This window comes from Streptomyces sp. NPDC051207 (genome assembly GCF_040682395.1).
Lineage (GTDB): Bacteria > Actinomycetota > Actinomycetes > Streptomycetales > Streptomycetaceae > Streptomyces.
Map to the genome: position 1 here is coordinate 35890 of NZ_JBFBAX010000002.1, position 18963 is coordinate 54852.

19 protein-coding genes are annotated in these 18963 nt (G+C 73.4%); 16 read left to right on the top strand and 3 right to left on the bottom strand.

The window, feature by feature from the left end; translation table 11 throughout:
• Positions 1 to 42: 42 nt before the first annotated feature.
• Entirely contained in the window at positions 43 to 444 is a 402-nt protein-coding gene (locus AB0M97_RS01980) for a VOC family protein (RefSeq protein ID WP_365958738.1), read from the top strand.
• Here AB0M97_RS01980 and AB0M97_RS01985 read toward each other — a convergent pair.
• Both AB0M97_RS01985 and AB0M97_RS01990 read right to left on the bottom strand, forming a co-directional pair.
• Positions 427 to 1113, bottom strand: coding sequence for a helix-turn-helix domain-containing protein (locus AB0M97_RS01985; RefSeq protein ID WP_365958739.1), 687 nt, complete (start codon positions 1111 to 1113; stop codon positions 427 to 429). The genes AB0M97_RS01980 and AB0M97_RS01985 overlap by 18 nt on opposite strands.
• 61 nt (positions 1114 to 1174) lie before the next feature.
• The gene (locus AB0M97_RS01990; protein ID WP_365958740.1) at positions 1175 to 2104 is read right to left on the bottom strand and encodes an AraC family transcriptional regulator; all 930 of its coding nucleotides are present in this window, start codon (positions 2102 to 2104) and stop codon (positions 1175 to 1177) included.
• Between the two features lie 82 nt (positions 2105 to 2186).
• Between AB0M97_RS01990 and AB0M97_RS01995 the strand changes: the two genes are divergently transcribed.
• Entirely contained in the window at positions 2187 to 3029 is an 843-nt protein-coding gene (locus AB0M97_RS01995; protein WP_365958741.1) for an NAD(P)H-binding protein, read from the top strand.
• 99 nt (positions 3030 to 3128) lie between these two features.
• Here the strand turns inward: AB0M97_RS01995 and AB0M97_RS02000 are convergent, their stop codons facing one another.
• Entirely contained in the window at positions 3129 to 4265 is a 1137-nt protein-coding gene (locus AB0M97_RS02000) for a YihY/virulence factor BrkB family protein (RefSeq protein ID WP_365958742.1), read from the bottom strand.
• Positions 4266 to 4410: 145 nt separating this feature from the next.
• On the opposite strand from AB0M97_RS02000, the gene AB0M97_RS02005 reads away from it, so the two are divergent.
• From AB0M97_RS02005 to AB0M97_RS02070, 14 genes are all read left to right on the top strand, one after another.
• A complete protein-coding gene (locus AB0M97_RS02005) occupies positions 4411 to 6045 on the top strand; it encodes an acyl-CoA dehydrogenase family protein (protein WP_365958743.1) in 1635 nt (544 codons plus the stop codon).
• Positions 6046 to 6389: 344 nt separating this feature from the next.
• Positions 6390 to 7679: a GAF domain-containing protein gene (locus AB0M97_RS02010; protein ID WP_365958744.1), complete on the top strand. Its 1290-nt coding sequence runs from the start codon at positions 6390 to 6392 to the stop codon at positions 7677 to 7679.
• A gap of 405 nt (positions 7680 to 8084) precedes the next feature.
• Positions 8085 to 9392 carry a hypothetical protein gene (locus AB0M97_RS02015; RefSeq protein WP_365958745.1) on the top strand — a complete coding sequence of 436 codons (1308 nt, stop codon included), beginning with the start codon at positions 8085 to 8087 and terminating at the stop codon, positions 9390 to 9392.
• A gap of 156 nt (positions 9393 to 9548) precedes the next feature.
• Complete coding sequence (locus AB0M97_RS02020) at positions 9549 to 10121, top strand: GNAT family N-acetyltransferase (RefSeq protein WP_365958746.1); 573 nt, start codon at positions 9549 to 9551, stop codon at positions 10119 to 10121.
• Between the two features lie 127 nt (positions 10122 to 10248).
• Positions 10249 to 10332: a putative leader peptide gene (locus tag AB0M97_RS02025; RefSeq protein ID WP_310591794.1), complete on the top strand. Its 84-nt coding sequence runs from the start codon at positions 10249 to 10251 to the stop codon at positions 10330 to 10332.
• A 150-nt stretch (positions 10333 to 10482) separates the two neighbouring features.
• On the top strand, positions 10483 to 12180 hold the full coding sequence (locus AB0M97_RS02030) for a nitrite/sulfite reductase (RefSeq protein ID WP_365958747.1): 1698 nt from the start codon (positions 10483 to 10485) through the stop codon (positions 12178 to 12180).
• Complete coding sequence (locus AB0M97_RS02035) at positions 12177 to 12359, top strand: hypothetical protein (protein WP_365958748.1); 183 nt, start codon at positions 12177 to 12179, stop codon at positions 12357 to 12359. Before AB0M97_RS02030 ends, AB0M97_RS02035 begins: the two co-directional genes overlap by 4 nt.
• On the top strand, positions 12356 to 13066 hold the full coding sequence (locus tag AB0M97_RS02040) for a phosphoadenylyl-sulfate reductase (RefSeq protein ID WP_365958749.1): 711 nt from the start codon (positions 12356 to 12358) through the stop codon (positions 13064 to 13066). The genes AB0M97_RS02035 and AB0M97_RS02040 overlap by 4 nt, the downstream gene beginning before the upstream one ends.
• Before the next feature lie 23 nt (positions 13067 to 13089).
• Positions 13090 to 13626, top strand: coding sequence for an adenylyl-sulfate kinase (gene cysC, locus AB0M97_RS02045; protein WP_365959023.1), 537 nt, complete (start codon positions 13090 to 13092; stop codon positions 13624 to 13626).
• On the top strand, positions 13623 to 14561 hold the full coding sequence (cysD, locus tag AB0M97_RS02050) for a sulfate adenylyltransferase subunit CysD (protein ID WP_365958750.1): 939 nt from the start codon (positions 13623 to 13625) through the stop codon (positions 14559 to 14561). Before cysC ends, cysD begins: the two co-directional genes overlap by 4 nt.
• Positions 14562 to 14563: 2 nt before the next feature.
• Complete coding sequence (locus AB0M97_RS02055; RefSeq protein WP_365958751.1) at positions 14564 to 15898, top strand: GTP-binding protein; 1335 nt, start codon at positions 14564 to 14566, stop codon at positions 15896 to 15898.
• 250 nt (positions 15899 to 16148) lie between these two features.
• The gene (locus AB0M97_RS02060; RefSeq protein WP_365958752.1) at positions 16149 to 17252 is read left to right on the top strand and encodes an aliphatic sulfonate ABC transporter substrate-binding protein; all 1104 of its coding nucleotides are present in this window, start codon (positions 16149 to 16151) and stop codon (positions 17250 to 17252) included.
• Positions 17253 to 17288: 36 nt separating this feature from the next.
• Positions 17289 to 18077 carry an ABC transporter ATP-binding protein gene (locus tag AB0M97_RS02065; protein WP_365958753.1) on the top strand — a complete coding sequence of 263 codons (789 nt, stop codon included), beginning with the start codon at positions 17289 to 17291 and terminating at the stop codon, positions 18075 to 18077.
• Positions 18064 to 18960 carry an ABC transporter permease gene (locus AB0M97_RS02070; RefSeq protein WP_365958754.1) on the top strand — a complete coding sequence of 299 codons (897 nt, stop codon included), beginning with the start codon at positions 18064 to 18066 and terminating at the stop codon, positions 18958 to 18960. The genes AB0M97_RS02065 and AB0M97_RS02070 overlap by 14 nt, the downstream gene beginning before the upstream one ends.
• Positions 18961 to 18963 lie beyond the last annotated feature (3 nt).

Sequence of the window (18963 nt, forward strand, 5' to 3'; positions counted from 1 at the left end):
TCCTTCAAGACCGGCCGCGGCGGTGCTGCCTACGGTGGCCGCATGAGTGCACGATTCGATGCCGTGGGCCTGGTCGTCTCCGACATGGCCGCTTCCGTCACCTTCTACCGCAGGCTCGGGTTCGCCTTCCCGGAGGGCGCCGAGCGGCTGCCGCACGCCGAGGCCGAACTACCGGGCGGGCTGCGGCTGTTGCTGGACACCGAGGAGACCGTGCGGTCCTTCCACCCCGGCTGGCAGCCGCCCGCCGACGGCGGTCGCACCTCGCTGGCCCTGCGCTGCGACGGCCCGGGCGAAGTGGACGCGCTGTACGAGGAGTTGGTGGGCGCCGGCTGTCACGGGGAGCTCAAGCCGTGGGACGCCGTGTGGGGGCAGCGGTACGCCGTGCTGCTGGACCCCGACGGCAACGGCGTGGACCTGTTCGCGCCGCTACCGGCGGCCCAGTAGCTCGCTCGGCGTGAGCCCCGTCAAGTCCCGCACGTCGCGCGTCAGATGGGCCTGGTCGGCGAATCCGGCGCGGGCGGCCGTCGCCGCGAGGGGCACACCGGACCGGGCCAGCGCGAGGGCGCGTTGCAGGCGCAGCACGCGGGCCAGCGTCTTGGGGCCGTAGCCGAAGGCGGTCAGCGCGCGGCGGTGCAGCTGGCGTGCGGTGAGGCCGAGTTCGCCGGCGACCGCGCCCACGGGGCGGCCCGCGGCGAGGCCGGTCACCAGGTGCCGCAGCAGCGCGTCGGGCGCGCCGGCCCCGGTCTCGGCGGCCCGGCGCAGCGCGAGGTCCTCCAGGCCGGCCGCCGGGTCGCCGGCCGCGTCGACCTGCGCGGTCAGGCGCCGTACGAGGGGCGCCGGCCACAGGTCGGCGAGGGGGACGCGCCGGTCGCGCAGCTCGTGGGCGGGCACGCCAAGGAGGGCGGGCGCGGTGCCGGGGAAGAAGCGGACGCCGGCCCAGGCGGCGGGCGGGCCGCCGGTGACGTGGGCGCGGGTGTCGGGACCGGCGACCAGCAGGGTGCCCTCGCGCCACAGCAGGTCCATGCAGCCGTCGGGCAGGACGCGCCCAGGACCGGCCGGGGTGGTGCTCCACACGACCGCGTCGGCCAGCCGGGCCGCCCGTTCCACGTACACGCCAGCCAGGTTACGCCGCCCGCGGCCGGTCCCGCCAGCGCTCCTCGGCGGACGCCTGGCGTCATCCCGCCCGATACACCTGCGGGCTCACCCCGTACACGCGTTTGAACGCGGTCGACAGGGCGAACGCGGTGCTGTAGCCGACCTGGCGGGCGACGGCGGCGACGGTGTCCTCGGTGCCGCGGAGCCGGTCGGCGGCGAGGGCGAGGCGCCAGCCGATGAGGTACGTCACCGGCGGCCTGCCCACCAGCGCGGTGAAGCGGCGGGCCAGCGCGGCGCGGGACACCCCGGCCTTGGCGGCGAGCGCGGCGACCGTCCAGGGGTGGGCGGGGTCGTCCTGGATCAGGCGCAGCGCCCGGCCGACGACCGGGTCGGCGAGGGCGACGTACCAGGCGGGCGCCGCCGCCTCGGGCCGGGCGAACCAGGCGCGCAGCGCGGCGATGACCAGCAGGTCGAGCAGCCGGTCGAGGACGACCTCCTGGCCGGGTTCGTCGCGCACGATCTCCGCCGCGAGCAGCGGCGTGAACGGGCAGTCCCAGGTGTCGGAGGTGAGCGTGAGCAGCGGCGGCAGCGCGTCGAGCAGCCGGCCGCCGATCTCGCCGCGCATGAGGTACGTGCCGATGAGCACGACGGTGCCGCCGTCGAGCCGGTCGCCCCAGGTGCGCACGCCGAGGTCCATGGAGCCGTTGAGCGAGCGGCCGTCGGGGTAGCTGCACTCGCCGCCCGGCAGGATCAGCGCCTGCGGCTCGGTGTCCGGGTGGTCGGCGCAGGTGTAGGCGCCGGGGCCGCGCGCGACGGTGAGGTCACCGGCCCGCAGCCGCACCGGCTCGCCCGTCTCGGGCAGGATCCAGGCGTCGCCGCGGACCATGAGCATCACCGACAGCGGCGCCCGGTCCTCGACGCGGACCGCCCACGGCGGGTCGAAGCAGGCCCGGATCATGAACGCGCCCCGCGCGCGGGGGCCTTCCAGCAGGCCCGCGAGTGGATCCATGGGCCAAGCGTAGACGCGGGCGTATGGGGATGAGCCGCTCGGCGATGGTTCCGGGGCCCGGCGCGGCAGTTGACTCGCTGCCATGACGGAGAACGAGCAGAGCACGCGGGACATGACGGTTGTGGTGACGGGCGCTTCGGGGCGTACCGGGCGGCGGGTGGCCGAGGCGGCGCGCGCGGCGGGGATGACCGTGCGGGGTGCGTCGCGGCGTACGGGGTTCGACTGGCGGGACCGTTCGACGTGGGCGGACGTGCTGCGCGGCGCGGACGCCGCCTATCTGGTGCACCCCTCGGACGTCGGCGCCCCGGGCGCGGCCGAGGAGGTGGGCGAGCTGGCGCGGGCGGCGGCCGGTGTCGGTGTGCGGCGGCTGGTGCTGCTGTCGGCGCGGGGGCAGGACCGGGCGCTGCCCACCGAGGAGGCGCTGCGCGCGTCGGGCGCGGACTGGACGGTGGTGCGGGCGTCGTGGTTCGCGCAGAACTTCAGCGAGGGCCCGCTGGTGGAAGGGCTGCGGCTGGGCGGGGAGCTGGTGTTCCCGGGCGGTGAGGTGCCGGAGCCGTTCGTGGACGCGCGGGACATCGCGGACGTCGTGGTGGCGGTGCTGGGAGACGGCGCGTACGCCGGGCGGAACGTCGAGGTGTCCGGGCCGCGGCTGCTGACCTGGGGCGCGGCGGTCGCGGAGATCGGCGCGGCGGCGGGCCGCGCGCTGGTGTACCGGCCGGTGCCGCCGCGTGCGTACGGGGAGGTGCTGACGTCGCTCGGGGTGCCGGACGGGGAGGCGGCGTTCCTGGTCGAGCTGTTCGCGTCGCTGCTGGACGGCCGCAACGCGTACGTGTCGGACGGCGTCGAGCGGGTGCTCGGCCGCCCGCCGAGGGACTTCACGGAGTTCGCCCGGGACGCGGCGGCGCGGGGCACGTGGAAGGTGTGAGACGGCGGGGCGCCGGCTCGCGGGGCCGCGGCGCGGGAGGCTTCTCGCCGGCCGGCGCCGCGTCCCCGCTTGCCGTGCGGCAGCGCACCCGGCGCTTCCTCACTTCTCCTCGGGCGGCGGCCCCTCCCCCTGTCGCGGGGCGCTCTTGGCGTGGGTGCGCAGGCGGGCCGTGACGTCCTCGGGGGGCAGGAAGCGGGACCAGCGTTCGGGGAACTCGGACGGCATGTCCGGGTCGGCCTCTCCGCCGGCCGCCGTCCGTGCCACGTACTCGGCGACCTGCGCCTGCCGCAGCCGTTCGTTCGCCTCGCGGGCGGCCGCGGTGGCGGCGGCCGGCCACACCCGGTCGATCGCGGCGTTGACGGCGGCCCCGACGAGCACGGCGAACGCGGACACGCCGATCCACAGCAGCACGGCGACGGGCGCGGCGAGCGAGCCGTAGATGGTGGGGCCCTCGACGGTGCTGGTGAGGTAGATGCGCAGCAGGAAGCTGCCCAGCACCCACATGCCGAGGGCGACGAGCGCGCCGGGCACGTCCTCGATCCACGGGGAGCGCACCGGCACGGACACGTGGTAGAGCGTGGTCAGGAAGGCGATCGACAGCAGGATCACCACGGGCCAGTACAGGATCTGCACGACGGTCGTCGACCAGGGCACGATCCGCACGACCGCGTCGGGCCCGGCGACCATCAGCGGCAGCGCGACGGAGCCGATCAGCAGCGCCACGACGAACAGCAGGAAGGCCAGCAGGCGGGTCTTGACGATGCCCCGGACGCCGTCGAGGCCGTACATGACGGTGATGGTGTCGATGAAGACGTTCACGGCCCGCGAGCCGGACCACAGGGCGAACAGGAAGCCCAGGGAGATGATGTCGGGCCGGCCGCCCTTCATCACGTCGTGCAGGATCGGCTCGGCGATCTGCGCGACGCCCCGGTCGGACAGCACGGTGCGGGCGGCGTCGAGGAGGTTCTTCTGGAGGCTCTCGATGGTGTCGGCGCCGGTCCAGGCGTCGACGTAGCCGAGCAGGCCGATCATGCTCAGCAGCAGGGGCGGCACGGACAGCAGCGTGAAGAACGCGGCCTCGGCCGCCAGGCCCAGGATGCGGTACTCGATGCAGGAGTTGACGGTGTCCTTGAGCAGCAGCCAGGCGGTCCGGCGCTTGGAGACGTTCCGGTAGAGCGCGCGGGCGCGATGGAGTCGCCCGGAGGGCCCGTCGGGGGTGTCGCTTGCTGGCTGCACGCACTAAAGGTATCCGCCGCGCGCGGCCCCGCTCATCCACCGGGCCCGCCTCCGTCCGCCCCGGTCGCCCCACCGCCGTCCGCCCCGCCCGGCCCGTCGTGTCACTCTGGTGACCTCCGCCGTGCCGAGGGGTAGGTTCGCAGACATGTCAGGCAGCACCCACAGCGTGACCAACCAGGCTCCACCGCTGGTCGGATACGACGTTTTCACCGCCGACCGGGCCCTGGCGGCGGCGGTCGAACGGCATCTGGACCCGGCGCTCCTGGACGAGGCGCGCGGCGAGCTGTCGGCGCTGGGCCGGTCGGCGGGGTCGGCGCAGTTGCAGGAGTGGGCCACGCAGGCCAACGAGAACCCGCCCGTGCTGCGCACCCACGACCGGTACGGCAACCGGCTCGATGAGGTCGACTTCCACCCCGCGTGGCACCGGCTGCTCGGCAAGGGCGTGTCGGCGGGCCTGACCTCGGCGTGGACCCGGCCGGGCGGGCATGTGCGGCGCGCCGCCGGGTTCCTGGTGTGGACGCAGGCCGAGGCCGGCAGCGGCTGCCCCCTGTCGATGACGCACGCGGCGGTGCCCGCGCTGCGCACCGACCCGGCGCTCGCCGCGCAGTGGGAGCCGCGGCTGACGTCCACGATCTACGAGCGGGAGCTGAGGCCGGCCCGGCAGAAGGCGGGTGCCCTGTTCGGGATGGCCATGACGGAGAAGCAGGGCGGCAGCGACGTCCGGGCCGGCACGACGGCCGCCCGGCCGCTCGCCGAGGACGGCACGTACGAGCTGACGGGGCACAAGTGGTTCTGCTCGGCGCCCATGTCGGACGCGTTCCTGGTGCTGGCGCGGGCGGCGGGCGGGCCGACGTGCTTCCTGGTGCCGCGGGTGCTGGAGCACGGCTCGCGCAACGTGTTCCTGATCCAGCGCCTGAAGGACAAGCTGGGCAACCGGTCGAACGCCTCCGCGGAGGTCGAGTTCGACGGCACCTGGGCGCGCCGGGTCGGCGAGGAGGGGCGCGGGGTGCGCACCATCATCGGGATGGTGGCGGCGACCCGCCTGGACTGTGTGCTGGGCTCGGCGGGCCTGATGCGGCAGGCCGTCGCGCAGGCGGTGCACCACTGCACGTACCGGGAGGCGTTCGGCGGGAGGCTCGTCGACAAGCCGCTGATGCGCAATGTGCTCGCCGACCTGGCGCTGGAGTCGGAGGCGGCCACCACGCTCGCGCTGCGGCTGGCCGCCGCGTACGACGACGGCGGTGAGCAGGAGCGGGCGTTCTTGCGGCTGGCGCTCCCGGCCGCGAAGTACTGGGTGACCAAGCGCTGCGCCCCGGTCGCGGTCGAGGCCGCGGAGTGCCTGGGCGGCAACGGGTACGTCGAGGAGTCGGGGCTGCCGCGGCTGGTGCGGGAGTCGCCGCTGAACTCGATCTGGGAGGGCGCCGGGAACGTGCAGGCACTGGACGTGCTGCGGGCGCTCGGCCGGGAGCCCGGCGCCCTCGACGCGTATCTGCGGGAGGTGGGCCTGGCGCGTGGCGCGGACCACCGCCTGGACCGGGCGATCAAGGACCTGCTGACGGAACTCGCCGACCTGGAGGGTGTCGAGGCGCGGGGGCGGCGGCTCGCGGAGCGGCTCGCGCTGGTGCTGCAGGGCTCGCTGCTGGTGCGGTTCGCGCCGCCGGAGGTCGCCGACGCGTTCTGCGCGGCGCGGCTGGGCGGCGACGGCGGAGCGGCCTTCGGGACACTGCCGCACACCCTGGACCTGGCGTCCGTGGTGGAGCGGGCCCGGCCGGAGGCGTAGAGCCGGCCGCAGGCACGGTCCCGGCGGGCCCTGCGCGGGGCCGCCGTACGGGTGCGACGCGGGGGTGGTGCTGCGCCGACACGGCACCACCCCCGCCGCACCGGCCTTCTCAGGCCATGCGCGCCGCCCGGGGCGACGTCGCTCAAGTTTCAACCACCGTGAGGGGGTCCCACCAGGGTTGCGGGGGGTTGCAACTTGCCGGTCACTGTGAGCGGAGTGGACCCGTCCGTTCGCACCGGACGGCACTATGAGACAAACAGTCAGCAGTCGGCAGTCAGGAGCCGGGGCAGGCTCGCCCTCCCTCTTCCGTGCCGTTCTTCCTCGCACTACCACCGGGAGGACCAGTGGCGCTCTCGCCGATGGACGTGACCCAACTGGCCGTCGTCGACGCGACGCGCGCGGCGCGGGTACTCAGCGAGATCCGCTCCGCGGCGCTCTCCGGCCGGCCGACCCCGCTGCCGCCGCGCCCGGTGATCGGGCAGTCCTGGAAGCGGATGCTGCGCGGCGGCCTCGACCCGGAGCGCGAGTCGAGAGCCGCGCCGCTGGACGCGGACGAGGTGCGGCGGCGGCGCGAGGTCTCCGAGCTGCGCCATGTGATGCCCGTACTGCGCGAGGGCCTGGTGTCGATCGCGGACGTCACCCGGCACATCATGGTGGTGGCCGACGCGGACGGCCGGGTGCTGTGGCGGGAGGGCAGCGCGCCGGTGCTGCGCAAGGCCGACGGGATCGGCTTCGAGGTGGGCGCGGACTGGCGGGAGGACGTCGTCGGCACCAACGGCGTGGGCACTGTCGCGGCGATCCGGCGCCCGGTCCAGGTCTTCGCCTCCGAGCACTTCTCCCGCTCGCAGACCGGCTGGACCTGTGCCGGCGCGCCCATCACCGATCCGCGGGACGGCCGGCTGCTCGGCGTGGTGGACGTGAGCGGGCCTCTGGACACCATGCACCCGGCCACGCTCGCCTGGGTCGACTCGGTGGCCAAGCTCGCCGAGGCGCGGCTGCGGGACATGCACACGCGTTCGCTGGAGCGACTGCGGGCGGTGGCGGCTCCGGCGCTGGCCCGCATCGGGGGGCGTGCGCTGGTCGTGGACCGGGACGGCTGGACGGCGGCGGTGACCGGGATGCCGTACACGGACCGGGTCGCGCTGCCCAAGTCGCTGACGGCGGGCATGCGGTGGCTGCCGGCGCTGGGGCTGTGCTCGGTGGAGCCGATGGGCGGGGGCTGGCTGGTGCGGGTCGAGGACCGGCCGGTGCGGCACGGGGTCACCCGGATCGTGCTGGACCTGCGCGGGCCGCGCCGCCGGTCGCTGGAGGTGGTGGGCGGCGCGGGCTCCTTCCGTCACGAACTGAGCCCCCGGCACGCCGAGTTGCTGTTCCTGCTGGCGGTGCATCCGGCGGGGCGCAGCGCGTCGGAACTCGCCGGGGACATGTTCGGCGACCCGGCCCGCAGGGTGACGGTGCGGGCCGAGATGTCGCGGGTCAGGCGGTATCTCGGGGGGTTTCTGGAGCATCGGCCGTATCGTTTCTGCGACGCGGCCGAGGTCGAGATCCTGTTCCCGGACGACCTGACCGATTTGCTGCCGCACTCGACGGCACCGGGGGTGGAACGGCATCGGGTGCCGGTGACGCGGCCGTGAGCCGGCGGGCGCCGGCGTCCGAGGGCCCGGCGGTCCGGCGGGCGGGGGCCGTGGGCGATCGGCGGGCTCCGGGCGGAAGCCGCCCTCGCGCCCCACGCGCCGGCACCCCGCCCACCCCGCACCCGCGGACCTCGCGCGCCGGGCGCACCCCCGCAACCCTCGCACCTCATCCGCCGGGCGCACCCCCGTGTCCCCCGCACCTCCCGGACCCCTCACGCCCGGCGCACCCCCGCGCACCCGCCGCCACGGCACCCCGGCCCGCCACTCCCCGCCCCGCCGCGCATTTGCCGGGTCTCGTCCCCGACCGGCGCCGTCTGCCGTAGCATCCGTCTTCGGGTCACACCATCTGCTCCTCGACCAACTGGTGGAGCACCCGGCGCAGTTGACCCGGCTCGGGAGGACGGCATGAAGCAACGCGGCAGACACCGCCGGCGCAGACGCGGCCGGGTGCTGCGCGGTGCCCTGGCGGGTGCCGCGCTCGCGCTGACGGCCGCGGCGACCATGATCAGCGCCTCGCAGGCCACGGTGGCCGGCGATCCCGGCGCCCTGAAGCCGCTCACCTCGGCGGCCGAGACCGGCAGGCTGCGGCTCACGGAGCATCCGGCGGCACCCGCTTCCGACCGCCTCGCCGCCGCGCTGGGCCGCCCCGTCGGCGTGGCCACCGTCCTCGCCGACGCCGACCGCACGCTGCGCGACCGGGCCCGCTGCACGGCCCGGGAGCGGGCGGCCCTGCCCGTGTCCCCGGCGGCCACCCGCGCCTACTGCTGGGACGGCGCCGACACGGCGGGCTGGCGGCCGGGCGCGGTCACCACCTCCGGGGACGCCGACGACGACGGCCGCTGGGGCGCCCACCGCGTGATCCTGTCGGCCTGGAGCCGGGAGGCGCCCGCGGGCCGCGACCCCGACCGGGGCACCCCGGCGGCCGACGGCCCGGCCCGCGTCGCCTTCGTCGACGCGGGCGACCCCGAGCGCCTCGCCTACACCTGGGTGCTCCTCGCCGTCCCCTCCCACGACGGGCGGGACCTGCGAGGCCTCGGCTCGCCGGTGACCGGGATGGTCTGGTACCAGGACAAGCTGCTCGTCACCGCGGGCCGCGCGGACCGCACCGCGCTGTACGTGTACGACGTGGACCGCATCCGGCGGACCGCCCCCGGCGCCGTGGTCGGGGCCGCCGGCGGCCGGTCCGCGCACGGCTGCCGGTACGTGATGACGCCGGTCGCCTCCTACCGGCCGGCCGGCGGGGGCGGCGCCCCGCGGCCCGGCAGTGTCTCCCTGGACCGCAGCACCGCCCCGGACAGCCTGGCGGTGAGCGACTGGGTCCCCTCGGACGGCGACGGCCGCACCCGGCTGTGGCGCTACCCGTTCAGCAGCGACCCGGCCCGCGCCGGACTGCTGGACACCGACGCGGCCGGGCACGTGCGGGCCGGTGAGGCGTACGAGAGCAAGGTGACCGGCGTGCAGAGCGTGCTGTCGTACCGTGCCGCCTGGTACCTGGGCCGCCCGGCCGGCACCGGGGAGGGCCACGGCGCGCTGTGGCGCCAGGACACCGGGGGCGCGGCCCCGACCCGCTGCGGCACGGACCGGACCCGCCGCTGCTGGAGCGGCCCGGCCGCCTCCCTCTCCCACTGGACGGCGACGGGCGAGGTCTGGTCCCAGTCGTCCCGCACCCTGTTCGCGGTCCCACTGGCCTCGCTCGCCGAGCCAGGGGACTAGCGGGACCCCTCGGCCCTCGCTCGCCGAGCCACGGGACCAGCCGGACCCCCTGCCCCTCGCACGCCGTCGAACCACGGGACCAGCCGGACCCCTCTGCCCGCGTGCACCGAGGTCCCCGATCGACAGATTCCCGAGCGGGATGATTCCCTGGCCGGCATGACCAACATCGCCGTGACCACCTGGTCCCTGGAGCAGACCACCCCCCGTGACCTCCTGCCGGCCCCGGCGCCCGAGAGCGACGTGCGGATCGTGCGCGCCGAGGTGCCCTCCCCCGAGTTCAGCCGCTTCCTGTACGCGTCGGTCGGCGGCGACATCCGCTGGATCGACCGGCTGGGCTGGACGTACGCGCGGTGGCAGGAGTACCTGGACCGGCCCGGCGTCGAGACATGGGTGGCCTATGACCGCGGCACGCCCGCCGGGTACGTGGAGCTGGAGGCGCAGGACGACGGTGCCGTGGAGATCGTCTACTTCGGCCTGATCCCCGCCTTCCGGGGCCGCCGCATCGGCGGGCACCTGCTGTCGTACGGCACCGCGCGCGCGTGGGACCTGGCGGACCGCTGGCCGGGGCTGGCGGCGACGAAGCGGGTGTGGCTGCACACGTGCAGCAAGGACGGCGAGCACGCGATGGCGAACTACCAGCGCCGCGGCTTCAAGCTGTTCGACACCAAGGTCGAAGAAGAAGCGGACGGTCCCAGTCCGGGCCCGTGGCCGGGCGCCTACCCGGCCTGACCTGCGCCGACAAGACCGCTCGCACCGCATGTGACCAACAACACCCATGTCTCATTGTTCGAGACAAGGATGTCCGAATGTCGGACGAAGCTGGACTGTGTCCAGATCGCCGTGACACGCTTCCGTCATGTCTGGAACTGGGATCGCCTTGGTGAGTCGGCGGCACGTCGACCTCGGCCGCATGTCCAGCGCCATCTGTCCGGCGCGCTGACGCACCGCCCCGGCCCTTCGGGTCACGGGTTCCAGCAGCGCCGACAGTTCTTTCCGCCTCATCCCCGCGCAAGGAAGCGCACCTGTGCCCATGCGCGCCCGTGCGCAGGTCACAGCCTCTTTCCCCGCTGTCCCGAAGGACGTATCCACCATGGCCGCCACCCCGCAGAACCCTGCCGCCGCGACTCCCCGCCGCAAGGTGAGCCGTCACCGCGGTGAGGGTCAGTGGGCCGCGGGGCACTTCACCCCGCTCAACGGCAACGAGCAGTTCAAGAAGGACGACGACGGTCTCAATGTGCGGACACGCATTGAGACGATCTACTCCAAGCGCGGATTCGACTCGATCGACCCGAACGACCTGCGCGGCCGCATGCGCTGGTGGGGGCTCTACACCCAGCGCAAGCCCGGCATCGACGGCGGCAAGACGGCCGTACTGGAGCCGGAGGAGCTGGACGACAAGTACTTCATGCTGCGCGTCCGGATCGACGGCGGCCGGCTCACCACCCGGCAGCTGCGCGTGATCGGCGAGATCTCGCAGGAGTTCGCGCGCGGCACCGCCGACATCACCGACCGGCAGAACGTCCAGTACCACTGGATCCGGATCGAGGACGTGCCCGAGATCTGGAACCGCCTGGAGGCGGTCGGCCTGTCCACCACCGAGGCCTGCGGGGACACGCCCCGCGTGATCATCGGTTCGCCGGTGGCCGGCATCGCCGAGGACGAGATCATCGACGGCACCCCGGCCATCGAGGAGATCCACCGCCGGGTCATCGGCAACCCGGCCTACTCGAACCTGCCGCGCAAGTTCAAGACGGCGGTCTCCGGCTCGCCGCTGCTGGACGTGGCGCACGAGATCAACGACGTCGCGTTCGTCGGCGTGGTCCACCCCGAGCACGGCCCCGGCTTCGACGTGTGGGTCGGCGGCGGCCTGTCCACCAACCCCAAGATCGGCGTGCGGCTCGGCGCCTGGGTGCCGCTGGACGAGGTCCCGGACGTCCACGAGGGCGTCGTCGCCATCTTCCGCGACTACGGCTACCGGCGGCTGCGCACCCGCGCCCGGCTGAAGTTCCTGGTCGCCGACTGGGGCCCGGAGAAGTTCCGCCAGGTGCTGGAGGACGAGTACCTCAAGCGGAAGCTGACCGACGGACCGGCGCCCGCGCAGCCCGTGGAGCGCTGGCGCGACCACGTCGGCGTGCACCGCCAGCGCGACGGCCGCTTCTACGTCGGCTTCGCCCCGCGCGTCGGCCGCGTCGACGGCACCACCCTGACGAAGATCGCCGACCTCGCGGAGGCGCACGGCTCGGGCCGGGTGCGGACCACCGTCGAGCAGAAGATGATCATCCTCGACGTCGAGGAGCCGCAGGTCGAGTCGCTGGTCGAGGCCCTGGAGGCGCTGGACCTCACCGCCCGGCCGTCCCCGTTCCGACGCGGCACGATGGCCTGCACCGGCATCGAGTACTGCAAGCTCGCCATCGTCGAGACGAAGGCGCGCGGCTCCTCGCTCATCGACGAACTCGAACGCCGCATCCCGGACTTCGACGAGCCGATCACCATCAACCTCAACGGCTGCCCGAACGCCTGCGCCCGTATCCAGGTGGCGGACATCGGTCTCAAGGGCCAGCTGGTCGTCAACGACCGGGGCGAGCAGGTCGAGGGCTACCAGGTGCACCTGGGCGGCGCGCTCGGCCTGGAGGCCGGCTTCGGCCGCAAGGTGCGCGGTCTGAAGGTCACCGCCGAGGGCCTGCCGGACTACGTGGAGCGCGTGCTCAAGAGGTTCCAGGCGGAGCGCGAAGAGGGCGAGCGGTTCGCCGCCTGGGCGGCGCGGGCCGGCGAGGAGTCGCTGTCATGAGCGAGCGTGCGGCGCCCTTCTACTGCCCCTACTGCGGCGACGAGGACCTGCGTCCCGGCGCGGAGGGCCACGGCGCCTGGGAATGCGCGGCGTGCAATCGAGCCTTTCAGTTGACGTTCCGCGGGCTGCTGGCCCAGGGACTTCGGCGACCCGACTCGGGAGGGGCACAGCGGATATGACGGTGACTCAGGAAGAACGCACGGCCGAGGAGCTCAAGGCGCTGGCCGAGCAGGCGGGCCGCGACCTGGAGGACGCCTCCGCGCTGGAGATCCTCCAGTGGGCGGCCAGGACGTTCGGCAAGCGGTTCTGCGTGACGTCCTCGATGGAGGACGCGGTGGTCGCCCACCTGGCCTCCCGCGCGATGCCCGGCGTCGACGTGGTGTTCCTCGACACCGGCTACCACTTCGAGGAGACCATCGGCACCCGGGACGCGGTCGACGCCGTGATGGACGTCAACGTCATCACGCTCACCCCGCGCCAGACGGTCGCCGAGCAGGACGCCGAGTACGGCCCGAAGCTGCACGACCGCGACCCCGACCTGTGCTGCAAGCTGCGCAAGGTGCGGCCGCTGGAGGAGGGCCTGAAGGGCTACCTCGCCTGGGCGACCGGCCTGCGCCGCGACGAGTCCGAGACCCGGGCGAACACCCCGGTCGTCGGCTGGGACGACAAGCGGCAGAAGGTCAAGATCTCCCCCATCGCCCGCTGGACGCAGGACGACGTGGACGCCTACGTCACCGAGCACGGCGTGCTCACCAACCCCCTGCTGACGGACGGCTACGCCTCCGTCGGCTGCGCCCCCTGCACCCGCCGGGTCCTGGCGGGCGAGGACGCGCGCGCCGGCCGCTGGGCGGGCCGCGCCAAGACCGAGTGCGGGCTGCACGGATGACGACGACGATTCAGGAGACCGACGTGACGACCGGAGCCACCGTCTGGCTCACGGGTCTGCCGAGCGCCGGCAAGACCACCATCGCGTACGAGCTGGCCGGGCGGCTGCGCGAGGAGGGCCGCCGCGTCGAGGTGCTCGACGGCGACGAGATCCGCGAGTTCATCTCGGCGGGCCTCGGCTTCAGCCGCGAGGACCGGCACACCAACGTGCAGCGCATCGGCTTCGTCGCCGAACTGCTCGCCCGCAACGGCGTCACGGTCCTGGTCCCGGTGATCGCGCCGTACGCCGACAGCCGCGAGGCGGTCCGCAAGCGTCACCAGGCCAACGGCACCGGCTACCTGGAGGTGCACGTGGCGACCCCGGTCGAGGTGTGCAGCGAGCGGGACGTGAAGGGCCTGTACGCCAAGCAGGCCGCGGGTGAGCTGACGGGGCTCACCGGGGTCGACGACCCGTACGAGGAACCCGAGTCGCCCGATCTGCGCATCGAGTCGCAGCACCAGACCGTCCAGGAGTCCGCCGCGGCGGTCCATGCCCTGCTCAGTGAAAGGGGACTGGCATGACGACGACCGTCGCGAGCATCTCCGAGGAGACGGGCAGCCCGTACGCGCTCTCCCACCTCGACGCCCTCGAGTCCGAGGCGGTGCACATCTTCCGCGAGGTGGCGGGCGAGTTCGAGAAGCCGGTGATCCTGTTCTCCGGCGGCAAGGACTCCATCGTCATGCTGCACCTGGCGCTGAAGGCGTTCACGCCGGCGCCGGTGCCGTTCGCGCTGCTGCACGTCGACACCGGGCACAACTTCCCCGAGGTCATCGACTACCGCGACCGGACCGTGGCCCGGCACGGGCTGCGGCTGCACGTCGCGTCGGTGCAGGACTACATCGACCGCGGCATCCTCAAGGAGCGCCCGGACGGCACCCGCAACCCGCTGCAGACCCTGCCGCTGACGGAGAAGATCCAGGCCGAGCGGTTCGACGCGGTGTTCGGCGGCGGGCGCCGCGACGAGGAGAAGGCCCGCGCGAAGGAGCGGGTGTTCTCGCTGCGCGACGAGTTCTCCCAGTGGGACCCGCGGCGCCAGCGCCCCGAGCTGTGGAACCTCTACAACGGCCGCCACGCGCCCGGTGAGCACGTCCGGGTCTTCCCGCTGTCCAACTGGACCGAGCTGGACGTGTGGCAGTACATCGCCCGCGAGAACATCGAGCTGCCCGGGATCTACTACGCGCACGAGCGTGAGGTCTTCCGGCGGGACGGCATGTGGCTGACGGCCGGCGAGTGGGGCGGCCCGAAGGACGGCGAGACGGTTCAGAAGCGGCAGGTCCGCTACCGCACCGTCGGCGACATGTCCTGCACCGGCGCCGTCGACTCCGACGCCGACACCATCGAGAAGGTGATCACGGAGATCGCCGCCTCCCGGCTCACCGAGCGCGGCGCCACCCGCGCCGACGACAAGCTCTCCGAGGCCGCGATGGAAGACCGCAAGCGCGAGGGGTACTTCTAGACATGAGCACGACCACGACCGAGGAGCTCTCGGCCACCACCCTGCTGCGGTTCGCCACCGCCGGCTCCGTCGACGACGGCAAGTCCACGCTGGTGGGCCGGCTGCTGCACGACTCCAAGTCGGTCCTGGTGGACCAGCTGGAGGCCGTCGAGCGCGCCTCGGCAGGCCGCGGCCAGGACACCCCCGACCTGGCGCTGCTCACCGACGGCCTGCGCGCCGAGCGCGAGCAGGGCATCACCATCGACGTCGCCTACCGCTACTTCGCCACCCCGCGCCGCCGGTTCATCCTCGCCGACACCCCGGGCCACGTGCAGTACACCCGGAACATGGTCACGGGTGCGTCCACCGCCGAGCTGACGGTGATCCTGGTCGACGCCCGCAACGGCGTGGTGGAGCAGACCCGCCGGCACGCGGCCATCGCGGCGCTGCTGCGGGTCCCGCACGTCGTGCTCGCCGTGAACAAGATGGACCTCGTCGGCTACCAGGAGCCGGTGTTCGCGGCCATCGCCGAGGAGTTCACCGCGTACGCCACCGAGCTGGGCATCCCGGACGTCACCGCGATCCCCATCTCGGCGCTGGCCGGCGACAACGTCGTGGACCCCTCGTCCCACATGGACTGGTACGCGGGGCCGACCGTGCTGGAGCACCTGGAGACGGTGCCGGCCGCGCACGACCTGACGCACTGCCACGCCCGGATGCCCGTGCAGTACGTGATCCGGCCGCAGAGCGCCGAGCACCCCGACTACCGCGGCTACGCGGGACAGATCGCCGCGGGCACGTTCCGCGTCGGCGAGTCCGTGACGGTCCTGCCGTCCGGGCGGGCCACGCGGATCGCCGGCATCGACCTGCTGGGCGAGCCCGTCGACGTGGCGTGGACGCCGCAGTCGGTGACGCTCCTGCTGGAGGACGACATCGACATCTCGCGCGGCGACCTGATCGTGCCCAGCAAGGACGCGCCGCCGACCACGCAGGACATCGAGGCGACCGTCTGCCACGTCGCGGACGCCCCGCTCACCGTCGGCCACCGGGTGCTGCTCAAGCACGGCACGCGCACGGTCAAGGCGATCGTCAAGGACATCCCGTCCCGGCTGACGCTGGACGACCTGTCCCTGCACCCGCACCCGGGCCAGCTCGCCGCCAACGACATCGGCCGGGTCAAGGTCCGCACCGCCGAGCCGCTGCCCGTGGACTCCTACGCCGACTCCCGCCGCACCGGCTCGTTCATCCTGATCGACCCGCACGACGGCACCACCCTGACCGCCGGCATGGTCGGAGAGTCGTTCGCCTCGCCGGAACCCGTCAAGGACGAGACGGGCGACGACGGGTGGGACTTCTGACCATGAACTCCCCCGACGTCTATTCCACGTTCGCCAAAGAGGGCGGCCGCGTCGGCTGGGGGTACCCCCGGACGAAGTCTGGGGGAGGCGCTCTGGGCAGCGGGCAGGGCGGAGTGGCCCGATGTGTGCGCTGACGTACGCGCACCGCTCGCGCGCCCTCACCCCCCACCGCCGTAGAACCCGACCTGCCGACCTCCCGGCCACGACCTGAGAGACCGTGACCGCCGGGCCAACGAGAGGAACACCTCCCGTGCCTGCCACCCAAGCCGTCCGCCGCGCCCTGGCGGTGATCGCCGCGCTCCCCCTTCTCACCCTCGCCGCCTGCGGATACGGCTCCGAGGCCAAGGACGACGACACCGCGAAGGTCGCCGCCGGGGCGGAGAAGATCGACGGCCTCGACTCCGTGAGGATCGGGTACTTCGGCAACCTGACCCACGGCACCGCCCTCGTCGCCCGCCAGAAGGGCTTCTTCCAGGAGGAGCTGGGCGCCACCGAGGCGAAGTACGCCACCTTCAACGCCGGGCCCTCCGAGATCGAGGCGCTCAACGCTGGCTCCATCGACATCGGCTGGATCGGCCCGTCCCCGGCGATCAACGGCTACACCAAGTCCCTCGGCAAGAACCTCAGGATCATCGGCGGTTCCGCGTCGGGCGGCGTGAAGCTCGTGGTCAACCCGGAGAAGATCAAGTCCCTCAAGGACGTCGAGGGCAAGCGGATCGCCACGCCGCAGCACGGCAACACGCAGGACGTGGCGTTCCTCAACTGGGCGGCCGGGCAGGGCTGGAAGGTCGACGCGGCGAGCGGCAAGGGCGACGTCACGGTCGTCCGCAGCGACAACAAGGTCACCCCGGACGCCTACAAGGCCGGGTCGGTCGACGGCGCCTGGGTGCCGGAGCCGACCGCGTCGAGGCTGGTCGCCGAGGGCGGCAAGGTCCTCCTCGACGAGGCGACGCTGTGGCCGGACGAGAAGTTCGTGATCACGAACATCATCGTGTCGCAGAAGTTCCTCAAGGAGCACCCGAAGGCGGTCGAGGCCGTGCTGACGGCCTCCGTGCGGACCAACAAGTGGATCAACGCCCACCCGGACGAGGCGAAGACGGTGGCCAACGCGCAGCTGGAGATCGACTCGGGCAAGGCGCTGCCCGCCGAGGTCCTGGACCCGGCGTGGAAGTCGATCCGGTTCACCGACGACCCGCTGGCCGCCACGCTCGGCACCCAGGCGGAACACGCCGTCAAGGCGGGCCTGCTGGAGAAGCCCGACCTGAAGGGCATCTACGACCTCACCCTCTTGAACAAGGTCCTCGCGGCCGAAGGCGGAAGCAAGGTCGACGACGCCGATCTCGGCGTCGGCTGAGTCCGGATCCCGATGAGTCCCCAGGAGGTGACGACCATGGCCACGACCCTCGCCAAGGCCGCCGACGGCACCGAGGCGGTCACGCACGCCGCCCGGATCGAGCACGTATCCAAGTCGTTCGCGGGCCCCGCCGGGCAGCAGCTCGTGCTGGACGACATCACCCTCGATGTCGCGCCCGGCGAGTTCGTCACCCTCCTGGGGGCCTCGGGCTGCGGCAAGTCCACGCTGCTGAACCTGGTGGCGGGCCTGGACCGGCCGAGCGCCGGCACGATCACGACGGACGGCCGGCCGGCGCTGATGTTCCAGGAGCACGCCCTCTTCCCGTGGCTGACCGCGGGCAAGAACATCGAACTCGCCCTGCGGCTGCGGGGCGTTCCCAAGGCGGAGCGGCGCGAGCGCGCCGAGGAGCTGCTGGAACTCGTCCGGCTCAAGGGCGCGTACGGCAAGCGGGTGCACGAGCTGTCCGGCGGTATGCGCCAGCGGGTCGCGCTGGCGCGGGCGCTCGCCCAGGAGAGCAGGCTGCTGCTGATGGACGAGCCGTTCGCGGCGCTCGACGCGATCACCCGCGACGTGCTGCACGACGAGCTGACCCGGATCTGGCGCGAGACGCAGCTGTCCGTCCTGTTCGTCACGCACAACGTGCGCGAGGCCGTCCGCCTCGCGCAGCGGGTGGTGCTGCTGTCGTCCCGCCCGGGACGCATCGCGCGCCAGTGGACCGTCGGCATCCCGCAGCCGCGCCGCATCGAGGACACCGCGGTCGCGGAGCTGTCCGTCGAGATCACCGAAGAACTGCGGGGGGAGATCCGCCGACATGGCCAGCACTGACACGACGACCGCGCACGACGGCGGGAGCGATCTCGCCGGCCTGGAGGCGGGCCTGGACGCACTGGAGACGGTGCAGCAGGGCCGCAAGCCGTTCCGGCAGACCCTCAAGGAGAAGGTCCTGCCGCCGGTCACCGCCCTGGTGCTGGTGCTGGTGGTGTGGCAGGGCCTGGTCTCCTTCAAGGTCGTCGACGACCCGTCGAAGCTGCCCGCCCCGGCCGACGTGTGGCACGTGGTCCGGGACGCCTGGCTCCAGGGCGAGCTGCTCGGCTACATCTGGACGAGCGTCTCGCGCGGTCTGCTCGGCTTCCTGTTCGCGCTGGCCATCGGCACGCCGCTGGGCCTGATCGTGGCGCGCGTGAAGTTCGTGCGCGCGGCCATCGGACCGATCCTGTCCGGCCTGCAGTCGCTGCCGTCGGTGGCGTGGGTGCCGCCGGCCGTGATCTGGCTGGGCCTGAACAACTCGATGATGTACGCGGTGATCCTGCTCGGCGCGGTTCCGTCCATCGCCAACGGCCTGGTGTCGGGTGTCGACCAGGTGCCGCCGCTGTTCCTGCGGGCGGGCCGCACGCTGGGCGCCACCGGTCTGCGGGGCACCTGGCACATCACCCTGCCGGCCGCGCTGCCCGGCTATGTGGCCGGTCTGAAGCAGGGCTGGGCGTTCTCCTGGCGGTCCCTGATGGCCGCCGAGATCATCGCGTCCTTCCCCGACCTCGGCGTCGGTCTGGGCCAGTTGCTGGAGAACGGCCGCAACGCCTCCGACATGGCCATGGTGTTCGAGGCGATCCTGCTCATCCTGATCGTCGGCATCGCCATCGACCTGCTGATCTTCAGCCCGCTGGAGCGCTGGGTGCTGCGCAGCCGCGGCCTGATGGTCAAGAGCTGAGGC

Coding starts and splice junctions, on each gene's coding strand:
- AB0M97_RS01980 (WP_365958738.1), top strand. CDS start 43: ATGAGTGCACGATTCGATGCCGTGGGCCTGGTCGTCTCCGACATGGCC.
- AB0M97_RS01990 (WP_365958740.1), bottom strand. CDS start 2,104: ATGGATCCACTCGCGGGCCTGCTGGAAGGCCCCCGCGCGCGGGGCGCG.
- AB0M97_RS01995 (WP_365958741.1), top strand. CDS start 2,187: ATGACGGAGAACGAGCAGAGCACGCGGGACATGACGGTTGTGGTGACG.
- AB0M97_RS02005 (WP_365958743.1), top strand. CDS start 4,411: ATGTCAGGCAGCACCCACAGCGTGACCAACCAGGCTCCACCGCTGGTC.
- AB0M97_RS02015 (WP_365958745.1), top strand. CDS start 8,085: ATGAAGCAACGCGGCAGACACCGCCGGCGCAGACGCGGCCGGGTGCTG.
- AB0M97_RS02020 (WP_365958746.1), top strand. CDS start 9,549: ATGACCAACATCGCCGTGACCACCTGGTCCCTGGAGCAGACCACCCCC.
- AB0M97_RS02025 (WP_310591794.1), top strand. CDS start 10,249: ATGTCTGGAACTGGGATCGCCTTGGTGAGTCGGCGGCACGTCGACCTC.
- AB0M97_RS02030 (WP_365958747.1), top strand. CDS start 10,483: ATGGCCGCCACCCCGCAGAACCCTGCCGCCGCGACTCCCCGCCGCAAG.
- AB0M97_RS02035 (WP_365958748.1), top strand. CDS start 12,177: ATGAGCGAGCGTGCGGCGCCCTTCTACTGCCCCTACTGCGGCGACGAG.
- AB0M97_RS02040 (WP_365958749.1), top strand. CDS start 12,356: ATGACGGTGACTCAGGAAGAACGCACGGCCGAGGAGCTCAAGGCGCTG.
- cysD (WP_365958750.1), top strand. CDS start 13,623: ATGACGACGACCGTCGCGAGCATCTCCGAGGAGACGGGCAGCCCGTAC.
- AB0M97_RS02055 (WP_365958751.1), top strand. CDS start 14,564: ATGAGCACGACCACGACCGAGGAGCTCTCGGCCACCACCCTGCTGCGG.
- AB0M97_RS02065 (WP_365958753.1), top strand. CDS start 17,289: ATGGCCACGACCCTCGCCAAGGCCGCCGACGGCACCGAGGCGGTCACG.
- AB0M97_RS02070 (WP_365958754.1), top strand. CDS start 18,064: ATGGCCAGCACTGACACGACGACCGCGCACGACGGCGGGAGCGATCTC.